Below are 15,023 nucleotides of genomic sequence, written 5' to 3'. Positions count from 1 at the left end.
GATCGCCGCAGCCCCGGCGCGCCGGGGCTGCGGCCAACAAACAACAAGGCGCTCACGGACGCGGGAATTACGCCGCGATGAAGAACGCCTGACGGGCAAAGGACGTCTCGCAGCGGGACGGTCGGCCCCCATGAAGAAAGAGGCTCGAAAGGCGACATGGCTCAAACGTCGGCGAGAAAGTTCACCGGTCGCAAGCGCATCCGCAAATTCTTCGGTCATATCCGCGAAGCGGCGGAAATGCCCAATCTGATCGAGGTCCAGAAGGCCTCCTACGATCAGTTCCTGCTTGTCGACGAGCCGAAGGGCGGCCGTCCCGACGAGGGGTTGCAGGCCGTCTTCAAGTCCGTCTTTCCGATCTCCGACTTCTCGCAGGTCTCCCTGCTCGAATTCGTGCGCTACGAATTCGAAGCGCCGAAATATGACGTCGACGAATGCCGCCAGCGCGGCATGACCTACGCCGCGCCGCTCAAGGTGACGTTGCGGCTGATCGTGTTCGACGTCGATCCCGACACCCAGGCGAAGTCGGTCAAGGACATCAAGGAGCAGGACGTCTACATGGGCGACATGCCCTTCATGACGTCGAACGGCACCTTCATCGTCAACGGCACCGAACGCGTCATCGTCTCGCAGATGCATCGCTCGCCGGGCGTGTTCTTCGACCACGACAAGGGCAAGAGCCATTCCTCGGGCAAGCTGCTGTTCGCCGCCCGCATCATTCCCTATCGCGGCTCCTGGCTTGACATCGAATTCGACGCCAAGGACATCGTCTATGCGCGCATCGACCGTCGCCGCAAGATTCCGGTGACGTCGCTTCTGTTCGCGCTCGGCCTCGACGGCGAAACGATTCTGTCGACCTTCTACAAGACGATCCTCTATACGCAGGACGGCGAGAACTGGCGCATGCCGTTCGACGCCGAGCGGCTCAAGGGCGTCAAGGCGACCGCCGACATGATTGACGCCGACACCGGCCAGGTCATCCTGGAAGCCGGCAAGAAGCTCGCGGTGCGCGCCGCGCGTCAGCTCGCCGAAAAGGGCGTGAAGGCGATCCGCGTCGCGCCCGAGGACCTCTACGGACAATATCTCGCGCAGGACCTCTTCGATCCCCAGACCGGCGAGATTTTCGCCGAGGCCGGCGACGAAATCACCGTCAAGACGCTGCCGTCGCTGATCGAAAAAGGCTTCGACGAACTGCCGGTGCTCGACATCGATCACATCAATGTCGGTCCTTACATCCGCAATACGCTCGCCGTCGACAAGAATTCGAACCGCGAGGAAGCGCTGTTCGACATTTATCGCGTCATGCGTCCGGGCGAGCCGCCGACGATGGACACGGCGGAAGCCATGTTCCATTCGCTGTTCTTCGATCCGGAGCGTTACGACCTCTCGGCGGTCGGCCGCGTCAAGATGAACATGCGCCTTGATCTCGACGCGCCGGACACGACGCGCACGCTGCGCCGCGAAGACATTATCGCGGTCGTCAGGGCGCTCGTCGATCTGCGCGACGGCCGCGGCGAGATCGACGACATCGACCATCTCGGCAACCGCCGCGTGCGTTCGGTCGGCGAACTGATGGAGAATCAGTATCGCCTCGGCCTGCTGCGCATGGAGCGCGCGATCAAGGAGCGCATGTCGTCGGTCGACATCGACACGGTGATGCCGCAGGACCTGATCAACGCCAAGCCGGCGGCGGCGGCGGTGCGCGAATTCTTTGGCTCGTCGCAGCTCTCGCAGTTCATGGACCAGACCAATCCGCTGTCGGAGATTACGCATAAGCGTCGTCTTTCGGCGCTCGGTCCGGGCGGCCTGACGCGCGAACGCGCCGGCTTCGAGGTGCGCGACGTGCATCCGACGCATTACGGCCGCATCTGCCCGATCGAGACGCCGGAAGGTCCCAACATCGGCCTGATCAATTCGCTCGCGACGTTCGCGCGCGTCAACAAATACGGCTTCATCGAAGCGCCTTACCGGCGCGTGCGCGACAGCAAGGTGACCGGCGAAGTCGCCTATCTCTCGGCGATGGAAGAGGCGAAATATCACGTCGCCCAGGCGAACGCGCCGGTCGACAAGGACGGTAATCTCACTGAAGACCTCGTGCTCTGCCGCCACGCCGGCGACGTGATGCTGGTGCCGCGCGAAAAGGTCGACGCGATGGACGTGTCGCCTAAGCAGCTCGTCTCGGTGGCCGCGGCGCTGATTCCATTCCTCGAGAACGACGACGCCAACCGTGCGCTCATGGGCTCGAACATGCAGCGCCAGGCGGTGCCGCTGGTCAAGGCCGACGCGCCGCTGGTCGGCACCGGCATGGAGCCGGTCGTCGCCCGCGACTCGGGCGCCGCGATCTCGGCGCGCCGCACCGGCGTGGTCGACCAGATCGACGCGACCCGTATCGTCGTCCGCGCGACCGAAGAACTCGATCCGGGCAAGCCCGGCGTCGACATCTATCGGCTGATGAAGTTCCAGCGCTCGAACCAGTCGACCTGCATCAATCAGAAGCCGCTCGTTCGCGTCGGCGATCTGGTGCAGAAGGGCGACATCATCGCCGACGGCCCGTCGACGGACCTCGGCGATCTGGCGCTCGGACGCAATGTGCTCGTCGCCTTCATGCCGTGGAACGGCTATAACTTCGAAGATTCGATTCTGCTCAACGAACGCATCGTCAAGGACGACGTGTTCACCTCGATTCACATCGATGAATTCGAGGTGATGGCCCGCGACACCAAGCTCGGTCCGGAAGAAATCACCCGCGACATTCCCAACGTCTCGGAAGAGACGCTGAAGAATCTCGACGAAGCAGGCATCGTCTATATCGGCGCCGAGGTGCAGGCGGGCGACATTCTCGTCGGCAAGATCACGCCCAAGGGCGAAAGCCCGATGACGCCGGAAGAGAAACTTCTGCGCGCCATCTTCGGCGAAAAGGCCTCCGACGTGCGCGACACGTCGCTGCGCGTGCCGCCGGGCGTTCAGGGGACGATCGTCGAAGTGCGGGTCTTCAACCGCCACGGCGTCGAGAAGGACGAGCGCGCCCAGGCGATCGAGCGCGAGGAGATCGAGCGTCTCGCCAAGGACCGCGACGACGAACTCGCGATCCTCGACCGCAACGTCTATGCGCGCCTCGCCGAGACGCTGATCGGCAAGGTGGCGATCGCCGGTCCGAAGTCGTTCAAGAAGGGCGAAAAGCTGACTCAGACGATCCTCGACGAATATCCCCGCTCGCAGTGGTGGACCTTCGTCATCGAGGACGACGCGCTGATGGCGTCGATCGAAGCGGTGCGCAAGCAATATGACGAGTCGAAGAAGGGGCTTGAAAACCGCTTCCTCGACAAGGTCGAGAAATTGCAGCGCGGCGACGAATTGCCGCCCGGCGTGATGAAGATGGTCAAGGTCTTCGTCGCGGTGAAGCGCAAGATTCAGCCCGGCGACAAGATGGCCGGCCGTCACGGCAACAAGGGCGTCGTCTCGCGCATCGTGCCGCAGGAGGACATGCCCTTCCTCGAGGACGGCACGCCCGTCGATATCGTGCTCAATCCGCTTGGCGTGCCGAGCCGCATGAATGTCGGACAGATTCTCGAGACTCATCTCGGCTGGGCCTGCGCCGGTCTCGGCAAACAGGTCGCCCAGGCGGTCGACGCCTATTATCGCAGCAAGGACGTGAAGCCGCTGCGCAAGACGTTGACCGACATCTACGGCGACGACCGCGAACTCGCCGCGCTTGACGAGGCGAGCCTTGTCGAAGTCGGCAAGGATTTGAAGCGCGGCGTGCCGATCGCGACGCCGGTCTTCGACGGCGCGCGCGAGAAGGACATCGTCGACATGCTGGAGAAGGCGGGACTCGCCTCCTCCGGCCAGGTGACGCTTTTCGACGGACGCACCGGCGAGACCTTCGATCGCAAGGTGACCGTCGGCTACATCTATATGCTGAAGCTGCACCACCTCGTCGACGACAAGATTCACGCGCGCTCGATCGGCCCCTACTCGCTCGTCACCCAGCAGCCGCTGGGCGGCAAGGCGCAGTTCGGCGGCCAGCGTTTCGGCGAAATGGAGGTTTGGGCGCTCGAAGCCTATGGCGCGGCCTATACGCTGCAGGAAATGCTGACCGTGAAGTCGGACGACGTCGCCGGCCGCACCAAGGTCTATGAGTCGATCGTGCGCGGCGACGACACTTTCGAGTCGGGCATTCCGGAGAGTTTCAACGTGCTCATCAAGGAAATGCGTTCGCTGGCGCTCAACGTCGAATTGACCAATGCGGAGCCGGAAGAGGAAGCGCCGCCGACGGCGCCTGCGGAGGCGGCGGAGTAACGAGCAGTGACCGCCTTTGTCATTGCGAGCAAAGCGAAGCAATCCAGAGCATCGGACGACGGCCTGGATCGCTTCGTCGCATTTTGCGAAGTCGGGTATACCCGACTTCGAATAAAGCTCCTCGAAATGACGGCGTGAACAGAAATTTTACGGCGCACGGATCACGGCCCGATGCCGCATCCGCCGCGCCCCAGGAGAAGACCATGAATCAGCAAGAGGTCATGAATCTCTTCAATCCGGTCGTGGCCACGCAGGCCTTCGATCAGATTCAGATTTCGATCGCGAGCCCGGAAAAGATTCTTTCCTGGTCGTACGGCGAAATCAAAAAGCCCGAGACGATCAACTACCGCACGTTCAAGCCCGAACGCGACGGCCTGTTCTGCGCGCGTATCTTCGGTCCGATCAAGGACTATGAGTGCCTGTGCGGCAAATATAAGCGGATGAAATACAAGGGCGTCATCTGCGAGAAGTGCGGCGTCGAAGTGACGCTGGCGCGGGTTCGGCGCGACCGCATGGGCCACATCTCGCTCGCGGCGCCGGTCGCGCATATCTGGTTCTTGAAGTCGCTGCCCTCGCGCATCGGCCTGCTGCTCGACATGACGCTCAAGGACCTCGAGCGCATCCTCTACTTTGAGTCCTACATCGTCATCGATCCGGGTTTGACGCCGCTCAAGGAGCGTCAGCTGCTCTCGGAAGAGGAATATCTGCGCGCCCAAGACGAATATGGCCAGGACATGTTCACGGCCATGATCGGCGCCGAGGCGATCCGCAAGCTCCTCGAGTCGATGGACCTCGAAGCGATCGCGGCGTCGCTTCGCATCGAAATCGCCGAGGCGAAGACCGAGCTCAAGCCGAAGAAACTCGCCAAGCGCCTGAAGATCATCGAGGCCTTCATCCAGTCCGGCAACCGCCCCGAATGGATGATCCTCAAGGAAGTTCCGGTCATCCCGCCGGATTTGCGACCGCTCGTGCCGCTCGACGGCGGCCGTTTCGCCACGTCGGATTTGAACGATCTCTATCGCCGCGTCATCAACCGCAACAATCGTTTGAAGCGGCTGATCGAACTGCGCGCGCCCGACATCATCATCCGCAACGAGAAACGCATGTTGCAGGAGGCCGTCGACGCGCTGTTCGACAATGGCCGCCGCGGACGGGTGATCACCGGCGCCAACAAGCGCCCGCTGAAGTCGCTCGCCGACATGCTGAAGGGCAAGCAGGGCCGCTTCCGCCAAAATCTCTTGGGCAAGCGCGTCGACTATTCCGGCCGCTCGGTGATCGTCGTCGGTCCCGAGCTGAAGCTGCATCAGTGCGGCCTGCCGAAGAAGATGGCGCTGGAGCTGTTCAAGCCCTTCATCTATTCGCGCCTCGACGCGAAGGGCTATTCGGCGACCGTGAAGCAGGCGAAGAAGCTCGTCGAAAAGGAGAAGCCCGAAGTCTGGGATATTCTCGACGAGGTCATTCGCGAACATCCGGTTCTGCTCAACCGCGCCCCGACCCTGCATCGCCTGGGCATTCAGGCGTTCGAGCCGGTGCTGATCGAGGGCAAGGCGATCCAGCTGCATCCGCTGGTCTGCGCCGCCTTCAACGCCGATTTCGACGGCGACCAGATGGCCGTGCATGTGCCGCTGTCGCTCGAAGCGCAGCTTGAAGCGCGCGTCCTGATGATGTCGACGAACAATATTCTGCATCCGGCCAATGGTCAGCCGATCATCGTGCCGTCGCAGGATATCGTTCTCGGCCTCTATTATCTGACCCTCGACCGCGACGGCGAGCCCGGACAGGGCATGGCCTTCGCGAGCCAGGGCGAGATCGAGCATGCGCTCGCCGCCAAGGCGATCACGCTGCACAGCAAGATCAAGGGCCGCGCCTGGACCTGGGACGAAAAAGGCAAGCGCGTGTCGAAGATTTTCGACACCACGCCCGGCCGCATGATGCTCGGCCAGCTTCTGCCCAAGCACACCAAGATTCCCTTCGACGTCGTCAACAAGCTGATGACCAAGAAGGAAATCTCGAACATGATCGACACCGTCTACCGCAACTGCGGTCAGAAGGAGACGGTCATCTTCTGCGACCGCATCATGGCGCTCGGCTTCCGCGAAGCCTTCAAGGCCGGCATCTCCTTTGGCAAGGACGACATGGTGGTGCCGGAGACCAAGGAGAGGATCGTCTCGGAAACGCGCGCCGCGGCCAAGGAATATGAGCAGCAGTATAATGACGGCCTGATCACCCAGGGCGAAAAATACAACAAGGTCGTCGACGCCTGGATGAAGTGCACCGACAAGCTCGCCGAGGAGATGATGCAACGCATCTCCGCGGTGCGCAAAGACGAGCACGGCCGCGACATGCCGATCAACTCGATCTATATGATGTCGCATTCCGGCGCGCGCGGTTCGCCGCAGCAGATGAAGCAGCTCGCGGCGATGCGCGGCCTGATGGCCAAGCCGTCCGGCGAAATCATCGAGAGCCCGATCATCTCGAACTTCAAGGAAGGCCTCACCGTCCTTGAATATTTCAACTCCACCCACGGCGCCCGCAAGGGCCTCGCCGACACGGCGTTGAAGACCGCGAACTCGGGCTATCTCACCCGCCGCCTTGTCGACGTCGCGCAGGATTCGATTATCTCGTCGACCGATTGCGGCTCCGAAAACGGCATCCGCATGCGCGCGATCATCGACGCCGGCCAGGTCGTCGCCTCGCTCGCCTCGCGCATTCTCGGGCGCACCGCGGCTGAGGATCTGATGTCGCAAGACGGCAAGACTGTCATCGTGCGCGCCGGCGACATGATCCAGGAGCAGCATGTCGACGCGATCAACGCCGCCGGCATTCAGGAGGTGAAAATCCGTTCGGTCCTCACCTGCGAGGCGACGAACGGCGTTTGCGCCAAATGCTACGGACGCGATCTCGCGCGCGGCACGCCGGTCAATATGGGCGAGGCCGTCGGCGTCATCGCGGCGCAGTCGATCGGCGAGCCGGGCACCCAGCTCACCATGCGCACCTTCCATATCGGCGGCGCGGCGCAGCTCGCCGACCAGTCCTTCATCGAGTCGAATTTCGAGGGCAAGGTGCATGTGCGTAACCGCCATGTTGCCCGCAACTCGGACGGCGACCTCATCGTCATGGCGCGCAACGTCGCCGTGGTGATCCTTGGCCCCGACGGCGCCGAGCGCGCGGTCAACCGTATTCAGTACGGCGCCAAGCTGAAGGTCGACGAAGGCGACAAGATCAAGCGCGGCCAGCGCATCGCCGAATGGGACCCCTATACGCGGCCGATCATCAGCGAGATCGACGGCATTATCGGCTTCGAGGATCTGGTCGAAGGCCAGTCGATGTCGGAGACCGCCGACGAGTCGACCGGCATCTCGAAGCGCATGGTCATGGACTATCGCCTCAACATGCGCTCCGCGAGCCTCAAGCCGTCGATCGTGATCAAAGGCGAGGACGGCAAGATCGGCAAGCTGCAGCGCGGCGGCGACGCCCGCTATCTCTTGCCCGTCGACTCGATCATCGCGGTCGAGCCCGGCGGCACGGTGAAGGCCGGCGACATTGTCGCGCGTATTTCGGTCGAGAGCGCCAAGACGCGCGACATCACCGGCGGTCTGCCGCGCGTCGCGGAACTGTTCGAAGCGCGCCGTCCGAAGGATCACGCGATCATCGCGGAAATCTCCGGCGTCGTGCAGTTCGGAAAGGACTATAAGAACAAGCAGCGGCTCTCGATCGTCCCGCAGGAGGACGGCGCCGAGCCGGTTGAATATCTCATCCCGAAGGGCAAGCACATTCACCTTCAGGACGGCGACGTCGTCGAAAAGGGCGATTATATCGTCGACGGCAATCCGGCGCCGCACGACATTCTGGCGATCAAGGGCGTGGAAGAGCTTGCCGCCTACCTCGTCAATGAAATCCAGGAGGTCTACCGGCTGCAGGGCGTCAACATCAACGACAAGCACATCGAAGTGATCGTGCGTCAGATGTTGCAGAAGGTCGACATCGTCGATCCGGGCGACACCGGCTTCCTCGAAGGCGAGCAGGTCGACAAGCTGGAGCTCGAAGAGGCGAACGCCAAGGCGATCGAGAATGGCGGCAAGCCGGCGAGCGGCACGCCGGTGCTGCTCGGCATCACCAAGGCCTCGCTGCAGACGCGCTCCTTCTTCTCGGCCGCCTCCTTCCAGGAAACGACGCGCGTCCTCACCGAGGCCGCCGTCAACGGAAAGATCGACCCGCTGGTCGGCCTGAAGGAGAATGTCATCGTCGGCCGCCTGATCCCGGCCGGCACCGGTGCGGCGATGTCGAAGTTCCGCTCGATCGCCGGCGGCCGCGACGAGCTCATCATCGAACAGCGCGCCGAAGCCGCCGAGCCCGCCCCGGCCCTGCCGCCGGCGGAGTGAGACGACGCAAAGCGCTGAAAATCGAAAAGGCCGCCCCGAAACGGGCGGCCTTTTTCGATCTAACGCCGAGTTTCGTTTTCGAATTCCGACGTAGCGGATGACGATCGTGACTACTCATCAACCCACCCTCCATTTGGTCTGCGGCAAGATCGCGGCCGGAAAATCGACGCTCTGCAATCGCCTCGCCGCGGCGCCAGCGACCTTGCTCGTCAGCGAAGACAGGTGGATCAAGCGCCTTTACGGTCCCGAATTGCATTCGGTAGAGGATTATGCGCGTTACTCGGCGCGCATCCGCGATGTGATGGGCCCGCATGTAGAGGATGTGCTGCGCGCGGGACTGTCGGTCGTCCTGGATTTCCCGGCGAACACTGTCGCTACTCGGCAATGGATGCACGGCATTTTCGAAAACGCCGGCGTCGCGCATCAGCTTCACTATCTAAAAGCTTCAGACGCTCTTTGTAGAGCGCGCATGCACGCGCGTTACGCGCGCGGCGAGCACGAGTTCCTTGTAACAGACGATCAGTTCGATTTGATCACGAGCTATTTTGCGCCTCCGGCGCAGGATGAGGGTTTCAATACCATCGTCTATCGAGAATCGGACTGATATATCCCCGCCCAATTCTCACAGATCACGATCCTTCCCCCATTTCTCCTGCGCGCCGAACATTGCATGCTGCGCTCAATGCAAGGCCGCTGTCTCGCTCGGGCTCGGCAAATGAAGCGCGCGCCCTTCAGATTTGCGTCCGGCGGAAATAGATTGGGGTTGTGCCGACTCTCCTTTCCCTGCTGGGATCCCTCCCCGCCCGCGCGGCGCGCGGGCTGATCCTTTTTTACCGCGTCACTTTCTCGATGATCGCCGGGCGCTTCTGCCGCTATGCGCCGACCTGCTCGGAATATGCCGACGAGGCGATCGCGCGCCATGGCCTTTGGGCTGGCGGCTGGATGGGTTTTGCGCGCGTCTGCCGTTGCCGCCCCGGCGGCGGCGCCGGATTCGATCCCGTGCCCGAAAGGCCGCGCGCCGATGCGAGCCCCTTCGCGCCCTGGCGCTACGGCGTCTGGCGCCAACGACCGGTCTGTGAAGCGGTCGAGCCCCGCAACCAGACGGACTCCGGTCGACCTTAATTGAGCACGACGACCTGCGTCCCCACTTTCACGCGGCCGTAGAGATCGACGACATCCTTATTGGTCATGCGGATGCAGCCAGATGAAACGGCGGCGCCGATCGTGTCGGGCTCGTTGGAGCCGTGAATGCGGTACTGGCTTGAGCCGAGATAAAGCGCGCGCGCGCCAAGCGGATTGTCCATGCCGCCGGCCATATGGCGCGGCAGGTCCGGCCGGCGCTTGAGCATCTGCGGCGGCGGACTCCAGTCCGGCCACTCGCGCTTGCGCGAAATTGTTTTCACGCCGGACCAGGTGAAGCCCATCCGTCCGACGCCGACGCCATATTCGATCGCGCGCCCATCGCCGAGCACATAATAGAGCCGACGATCCTTGGTCGAAATGACGACCGTTCCGCGCTTATATTGCGGATGGCGCCACGAGACGACCTGCCGCGGTATCGCCTGCTCGCGAAAGACATTGAAGAAGTCGGCGAGCGGTCCCCGATCGATCGGGCTGTCGAACGCCTGCGCCGGCGCCGCCATGACGAGAAGCGCCGCCAGAACTATTGATCCGCCTTTAGCGCGCATGGCTGATCTCCTGAAAGCCGCAAAGCGAGCTTTTTCGGGGATTGTGGCTGATTTCGGGTCGGCTACGCGCCGCTCGCCTTCCTGGCGCATCGATCGAGAATGTCGATCACTTCGTCGTCGCTGATCTGACGAAAATCCCGGTAGAAAAAGCCGATCGCGCCGAAGGCGCGATGCGTCTCGAGGCAAATGATTTCATCGACTTCCGGCGCCAGCGAGTCGAGCGTATCGGGCGGCGCGACCGGCACGGCCAGCACCAGCTTCTTTGGCCCGCGCGCGCGAACCGCCCGCAGCGCGGCGCGCGTCGTGGCGCCGGTGGCGACGCCGTCGTCGACGACGATGGCGACATGTCCCTTCGCCTCGGGTCGCGCGCGGCTCCCGAGATAGAGCCGGCGGCGACGCTCGATCTCCTTAAGCTCGCGCGCGCATACGTCCTGAAATTCCCCTTCGCTCACATCCGCCATGGCGATCACGTCGTCATTGCGTACGACAACCGGATCGCCGCCGTCGGCCACGGCCCCCATCGCCAGCTCCGGCTGGAAGGGCACGCCGATCTTTCTGACCAGCACGAGATCGAGCGGCGCGTCGAGCGAAGCCGCGATCGGCTCGGCGACGGGCGCGCCGCCGCGCGGCAGCGCGAAGACGACGACATCCTCGCCCTTGAATTTTTCGAGCTCTGCGGCGAGGCGGCGTCCGGCGTCGGTGCGATCATAAAAGGACATGTCGTCGCCTCACCTTCCTAACTATGCGTCGACGGCGAGCGCCGCTTGCGCGAGATTGAGATAGCGCGTCGCCAGCGGCTCCCATTTTTCGGGCTCGCGCGGCGTAGCATCGAGAAGATGCGCCACGGATTGGCGCGCCCGCAGCGCCGCGCGCCACGCGGCGTAAAGCGCTACGAGGCGCCGCGGCGGTTCGATCGAGAGGCGCTGCGCGACTTCGTCGACGAGCTTTGCGCCGATCGTCTTCGCGCCGATGAGCGCGCATTCGAGCCCAAGATAGGCAAGCTCGTCGAATGGATCGACCTGCCGAAGTTCGGCGTTGAACTCCAGACAGTCGAAGATGGCGATCGGGTCGCGAAAGCAGATATGCTCGGGACGCAGATCGCCATGGCCGTCAACGATGCGGCCTTGAAGCACGCGCTCCAGCAACTGCGCGCGGCTCTCTGAGAGTCTAGCGTCGAGAAGATCGAGCAGAACCGGCGTGCGTCCATGATCGAGCGCGAAATCGCGTCGGGTCAGAATGTCGCGATTTTTTTCCTGCTCGCGAAAAAAGCGCAACGCATAATCCTCGGCGCTGATCGAGGAGCGGTCGGCATGGCGGTAGAAATCCGCCAATGTCTCGCTGAGCGCATCAATATGCGCTGTGGTCAGACGGTCCTCGGCAATCAGCCGGTCGAGCATCGCATCGCGCGGCAGACGACGCATCGCGACGAGCCAGTCGACGGGTTCGCCGTCGCCGCCAAGCGCCAGACCATCCACGGCGCTAAAGGTCAGCGGGACGACGCCGAGATAGATGTCGGCCGCCAGCCGGCGATTGAGGCGCACTTCCTCGCGGCAATTATGCTCGCGGGCTTTGACCGTCGAGAAGTCGAGGAAAGGATAGCGAACCGGCTTCTTGAGCTTGTAGACCCTGTCGCCCGCGAGAAACACGTATGACATGTGCGTTTCCAGCACGCTAACCAACGCCGGAACGTTCGGATAGGCTCCGGGCGCGCCGAGAAATCGAACCTTATCGGCGGTTGACGGCGGCGCGCGAACGGCGCGCGCTTGGTTGTGGGAGATGGGCTCCATCGTCGCGTCGCTTCTTAGCCGCGCATGCGCCGCACCTGGACCTGCAGCCGCCGCCGCGCCCGTTTGAACGCATCGTTCAGGGCAAAATCGAAATCCTGGAATCGCTCGTCGAGATGCGGCGTGCGCTCGATCGCAACCTCCCTTTTGTCAGGCAGAAGGAGATGCAGATTGATCTCATAAAGCCCGCCGGTGCGATGATGCGCGCCTGGGCCTTTCACGACGACGCGACAGGCTGTCGCACGGCCGTAGCGTTCCTCAAGCTTTTCTATCAGGCGCAGTATTTTTTCCTGTCGGTCGGATGACGGCTCGACCCCTTGAAAATCGATCTTCGGCTGCGTTTGCATGCGAAAAATCCTCCTCAAGCTGAGGCGGACAGGCGACCGCCCCTAGATGAATATGGCGAGGACTGAGCGGCTTCTCCAGATAGACGATTAAGGGAGCGACGCCATCTAACAGACCAGGCAGACGCAACTCGGATTGTCATTCTCAATGCGCCCGACGCGCGCGATCGGCACCAGAGCAAAACCAGCGTTTGTAGATAGGCCCTGGATTGCCGGTCAGGCCTTCGGCCGGCCGGGGGGCGATGCGGTCCAACAGAACGGTTCAGTCGCAATCCTGTCTGCACGAACAAGGCGCTTAATCATGACGAGCGACTCCAGAACGATCGACGTGGCGATCGGGCCGAAGCGGCTCGAAGGATCGCTTTTCCTGCCTCAAGACCCGAGGGGGCTGATCATTTTTGCGCATGGCAGCGGCTCCTCGCGCTTCAGCCCACGCAACAGATATGTCGCCGAGCGACTTCTTGCGCAGGGATTCGCCTGTCTGCTGTTCGATCTACTGACCGCCGAGGAAGGCGACTATCGCCGCAACGTCTTCGACATCCCCCTGCTCGGCGCGCGTGTCATCGAAGCGATCGCCTGGGCCGGCGCCGAGAGCGAAATATCTCGCCTGCCAATCGGCCTGTTCGGCGCCAGCACCGGCGCCGCGGCGGCGCTCACGGCGGCGGCCGAGGAGCCGCGCGTGGCGGCCGTCGTCTCGCGCGGCGGCCGTCCCGATCTCGCGGGCGATGCGCTGCAGCGCGTGCAGGCGCCGACATTGCTGATCGTCGGCGGACTGGATTATGGCGTCATCGAACTCAATCGCAGCGCGCAACAATCGCTCAGCTGCCGCAACCGTCTCGATATCGTTCCGGGCGCCACCCATCTTTTCGAGGAGCCGGGCACGCTGGAGAGCGTCGTCGAGCGCGCGACAAAATGGTTCATCGACCATCTTGGTGCGAGGCGCGACGAATAGCGCCAATTGCGAGAGTTACGCGACGGCAGAAGGTTTCAAGAAAATGACGACGATGGCGATGACCGACCCGCCGCTCAAACGGCTTTTCGACCGGCTGGATTTCGCCCCGCAACCGAAACGACTCGAACTCCAGATCGTGCATGAGCGCTGGGAGGCGGCGCGCGTCGGCGCCGTTGCCGCGAAGCGAAGCGCCATCAGCTTCTCGCCGCAGGAGCGCGGCGCCGCCGAAACCATCTTCGTGCATCGCTTCGAAGGAGCAGGCGACGACGGCGTTCTGACCGAAGGCGCGTCGGCCGCCGCGATGTTGCTTGGCCCCTGCCGGATCGGCGACCGGCTGAGCGACGCGACGGATCGCCGCGGCGCGGTGCGGCTGCGTCGACTGCTTAAGGAAGTGCGGCGCTCAGGCCAGCCGGTGCTCGCGCAATATGCGCGCGTCGAACATGGCCGCGATCACGCCATCGTCGAAATTCTCGTGGCGCCGCTTTCCGAAGACGGGCGAACGATCGATTCGGCGCTTGCCGCCATCTCGGCGCATGTTTTGGATGGCGCGCCGGCGCGGGCGCCGCATGAAACTAACAGCGGGCTCGCGCTATTCGGGCTCGGCTCAAACATTTCGTTTGGCGAAGACGTGGCGCAGGCGCTCGGCGCCGAGCTGACGCCGCTCGAAGACCGCGAATTCGAGGACGGCGAATATAAGATCCGGCCGCTCGAAAACGTGCGCGGCCGAGACTGCTACGCCGTCTTCACCCTGCATGGCGATCATGTCGCGAGCAGCGCCGACCGGCTGTGCAAACTATTGTTCTTCATCGGCGCGCTGAAAGACGCCGGGGCCGCGCGGGTCACCGCCGTAACCCCTTATCTCTGCTTCTCCAGGAAAGACCGGCGCACCAAGCCTCGCGATCCGGTCACCACGCGTTACGTCGCCCAACTCTTCGAGGCGATCGGAACCGACCGTCTGGTCTGCATCGACGCGCATAACATCGCCGCGTTCCAGAACGCCTTCCGCTGCGAGACAGTCCATCTCGACGCGCAGGCGCTTTTCGCGCGCCGCGTCATCGCCGATGTCGCAGACTCGGCCATCGCCGTTGTGTCTCCTGACCTTGGCGGCGAGAAACGCGCAGAACTGTTCCGGCTGCGGCTCGAACGCATGCTGAAGCGCCCCGTCGCCAAGGCGTTCATGGACAAATATCGCAGCGAGGGCCGCGTCGTCGGCGACATTTTCGCCGGCGACGTCAAGGATCGCATTGCGATCATCATTGACGATTTGATCGCCGGCGGCGGCACGGTGGCGCGCACCGCAGCGGCATGCCGCGCCAATGGCGCCGCCCACGTCTGGGCGGCGGCGACGCACGGCGTCTTTTCCGAGGCAGCGGCCGGCGTGCTGGCGAACGCACCGATCGACAGGCTGATCATCACCGACTCCGTGCCGCTCGCGCCCGCAATCGCGGCCGCGCTCGGCGATCGCCTGACGCTGGTCAGCGTCGCCGGTCTCGTCGCCGAGGCGATCCGCAGGCTGCACGTGAACGGTTCGATCACGCAGCTTCTTGAAGAAGGGCCCTAGCCGGCGGCGACGCGAG

10 protein-coding genes are annotated in these 15,023 nt (G+C 63.2%); 6 read left to right on the top strand and 4 right to left on the bottom strand.

Annotated features, from left to right (window positions below):
• Positions 1–156: 156 nt before the first annotated feature.
• The 4 genes from rpoB to yidD all read left to right on the top strand — a co-directional run bounded on the left by rpoB (position 157) and on the right by yidD (position 9,800).
• Positions 157–4,296 (top strand): DNA-directed RNA polymerase subunit beta, encoded by a 4,140-nt coding sequence (rpoB, locus tag U1E20_RS02195; protein WP_409978947.1) that lies wholly within the window; start codon positions 157–159, stop codon positions 4,294–4,296.
• Positions 4,297–4,499: 203 nt separating this feature from the next.
• Positions 4,500–8,678 carry a DNA-directed RNA polymerase subunit beta' gene (gene rpoC / locus U1E20_RS02190; protein ID WP_409978946.1) on the top strand — a complete coding sequence of 1,393 codons (4,179 nt, stop codon included), beginning with the start codon at positions 4,500–4,502 and terminating at the stop codon, positions 8,676–8,678.
• 106 nt (positions 8,679–8,784) lie between these two features.
• Positions 8,785–9,282 (top strand): AAA family ATPase, encoded by a 498-nt coding sequence (locus tag U1E20_RS02185; RefSeq protein WP_409978945.1) that lies wholly within the window; start codon positions 8,785–8,787, stop codon positions 9,280–9,282.
• Positions 9,283–9,443: 161 nt separating this feature from the next.
• Positions 9,444–9,800 carry a membrane protein insertion efficiency factor YidD gene (gene yidD / locus U1E20_RS02180; protein WP_409978944.1) on the top strand — a complete coding sequence of 119 codons (357 nt, stop codon included), beginning with the start codon at positions 9,444–9,446 and terminating at the stop codon, positions 9,798–9,800.
• Here the strand turns inward: yidD and U1E20_RS02175 are convergent.
• The 4 genes from U1E20_RS02175 to U1E20_RS02160 form a co-directional block, all read right to left on the bottom strand.
• A complete protein-coding gene (locus U1E20_RS02175) occupies positions 9,797–10,366 on the bottom strand; it encodes a L,D-transpeptidase (RefSeq protein ID WP_409978943.1) in 570 nt (189 codons plus the stop codon). The genes yidD and U1E20_RS02175 overlap by 4 nt on opposite strands.
• A 62-nt stretch (positions 10,367–10,428) precedes the next feature.
• Positions 10,429–11,085 (bottom strand): phosphoribosyltransferase, encoded by a 657-nt coding sequence (locus tag U1E20_RS02170; RefSeq protein WP_409978942.1) that lies wholly within the window; start codon positions 11,083–11,085, stop codon positions 10,429–10,431.
• A gap of 21 nt (positions 11,086–11,106) precedes the next feature.
• Positions 11,107–12,021 (bottom strand): hypothetical protein, encoded by a 915-nt coding sequence (locus U1E20_RS02165; RefSeq protein ID WP_409978941.1) that lies wholly within the window; start codon positions 12,019–12,021, stop codon positions 11,107–11,109.
• A gap of 146 nt (positions 12,022–12,167) precedes the next feature.
• On the bottom strand, positions 12,168–12,497 hold the full coding sequence (locus tag U1E20_RS02160; RefSeq protein WP_409978940.1) for a hypothetical protein: 330 nt from the start codon (positions 12,495–12,497) through the stop codon (positions 12,168–12,170).
• 298 nt (positions 12,498–12,795) lie between these two features.
• Here U1E20_RS02160 and U1E20_RS02155 point away from each other — a divergent pair, with 298 nt between their 5' ends.
• Together U1E20_RS02155 and U1E20_RS02150 are read left to right on the top strand one after the other, a co-directional pair.
• Positions 12,796–13,446, top strand: coding sequence for a dienelactone hydrolase family protein (locus U1E20_RS02155; protein ID WP_409978939.1), 651 nt, complete (start codon positions 12,796–12,798; stop codon positions 13,444–13,446).
• Between the two features lie 43 nt (positions 13,447–13,489).
• Positions 13,490–15,007: a ribose-phosphate diphosphokinase gene (locus U1E20_RS02150; RefSeq protein ID WP_409978938.1), complete on the top strand. Its 1,518-nt coding sequence runs from the start codon at positions 13,490–13,492 to the stop codon at positions 15,005–15,007.
• Positions 15,008–15,023: the final 16 nt, after the last annotated feature.

The organism is Methylocystis sp. (genome assembly GCF_046349115.1).
Classification (GTDB): domain Bacteria; phylum Pseudomonadota; class Alphaproteobacteria; order Rhizobiales; family Beijerinckiaceae; genus Methylocystis.
This window is presented reverse-complemented; position numbering and strand designations above follow the sequence as displayed.

Coding starts and splice junctions, on each gene's coding strand:
- U1E20_RS02150 (WP_409978938.1), top strand. CDS start 13,490: ATGACGACGATGGCGATGACCGACCCGCCGCTCAAACGGCTTTTCGAC.
- U1E20_RS02160 (WP_409978940.1), bottom strand. CDS start 12,497: ATGCAAACGCAGCCGAAGATCGATTTTCAAGGGGTCGAGCCGTCATCC.
- U1E20_RS02155 (WP_409978939.1), top strand. CDS start 12,796: ATGACGAGCGACTCCAGAACGATCGACGTGGCGATCGGGCCGAAGCGG.
- U1E20_RS02165 (WP_409978941.1), bottom strand. CDS start 12,021: ATGTCATACGTGTTTCTCGCGGGCGACAGGGTCTACAAGCTCAAGAAG.
- rpoB (WP_409978947.1), top strand. CDS start 157: ATGGCTCAAACGTCGGCGAGAAAGTTCACCGGTCGCAAGCGCATCCGC.
- U1E20_RS02170 (WP_409978942.1), bottom strand. CDS start 11,085: ATGTCCTTTTATGATCGCACCGACGCCGGACGCCGCCTCGCCGCAGAG.
- rpoC (WP_409978946.1), top strand. CDS start 4,500: ATGAATCAGCAAGAGGTCATGAATCTCTTCAATCCGGTCGTGGCCACG.
- U1E20_RS02175 (WP_409978943.1), bottom strand. CDS start 10,366: ATGCGCGCTAAAGGCGGATCAATAGTTCTGGCGGCGCTTCTCGTCATG.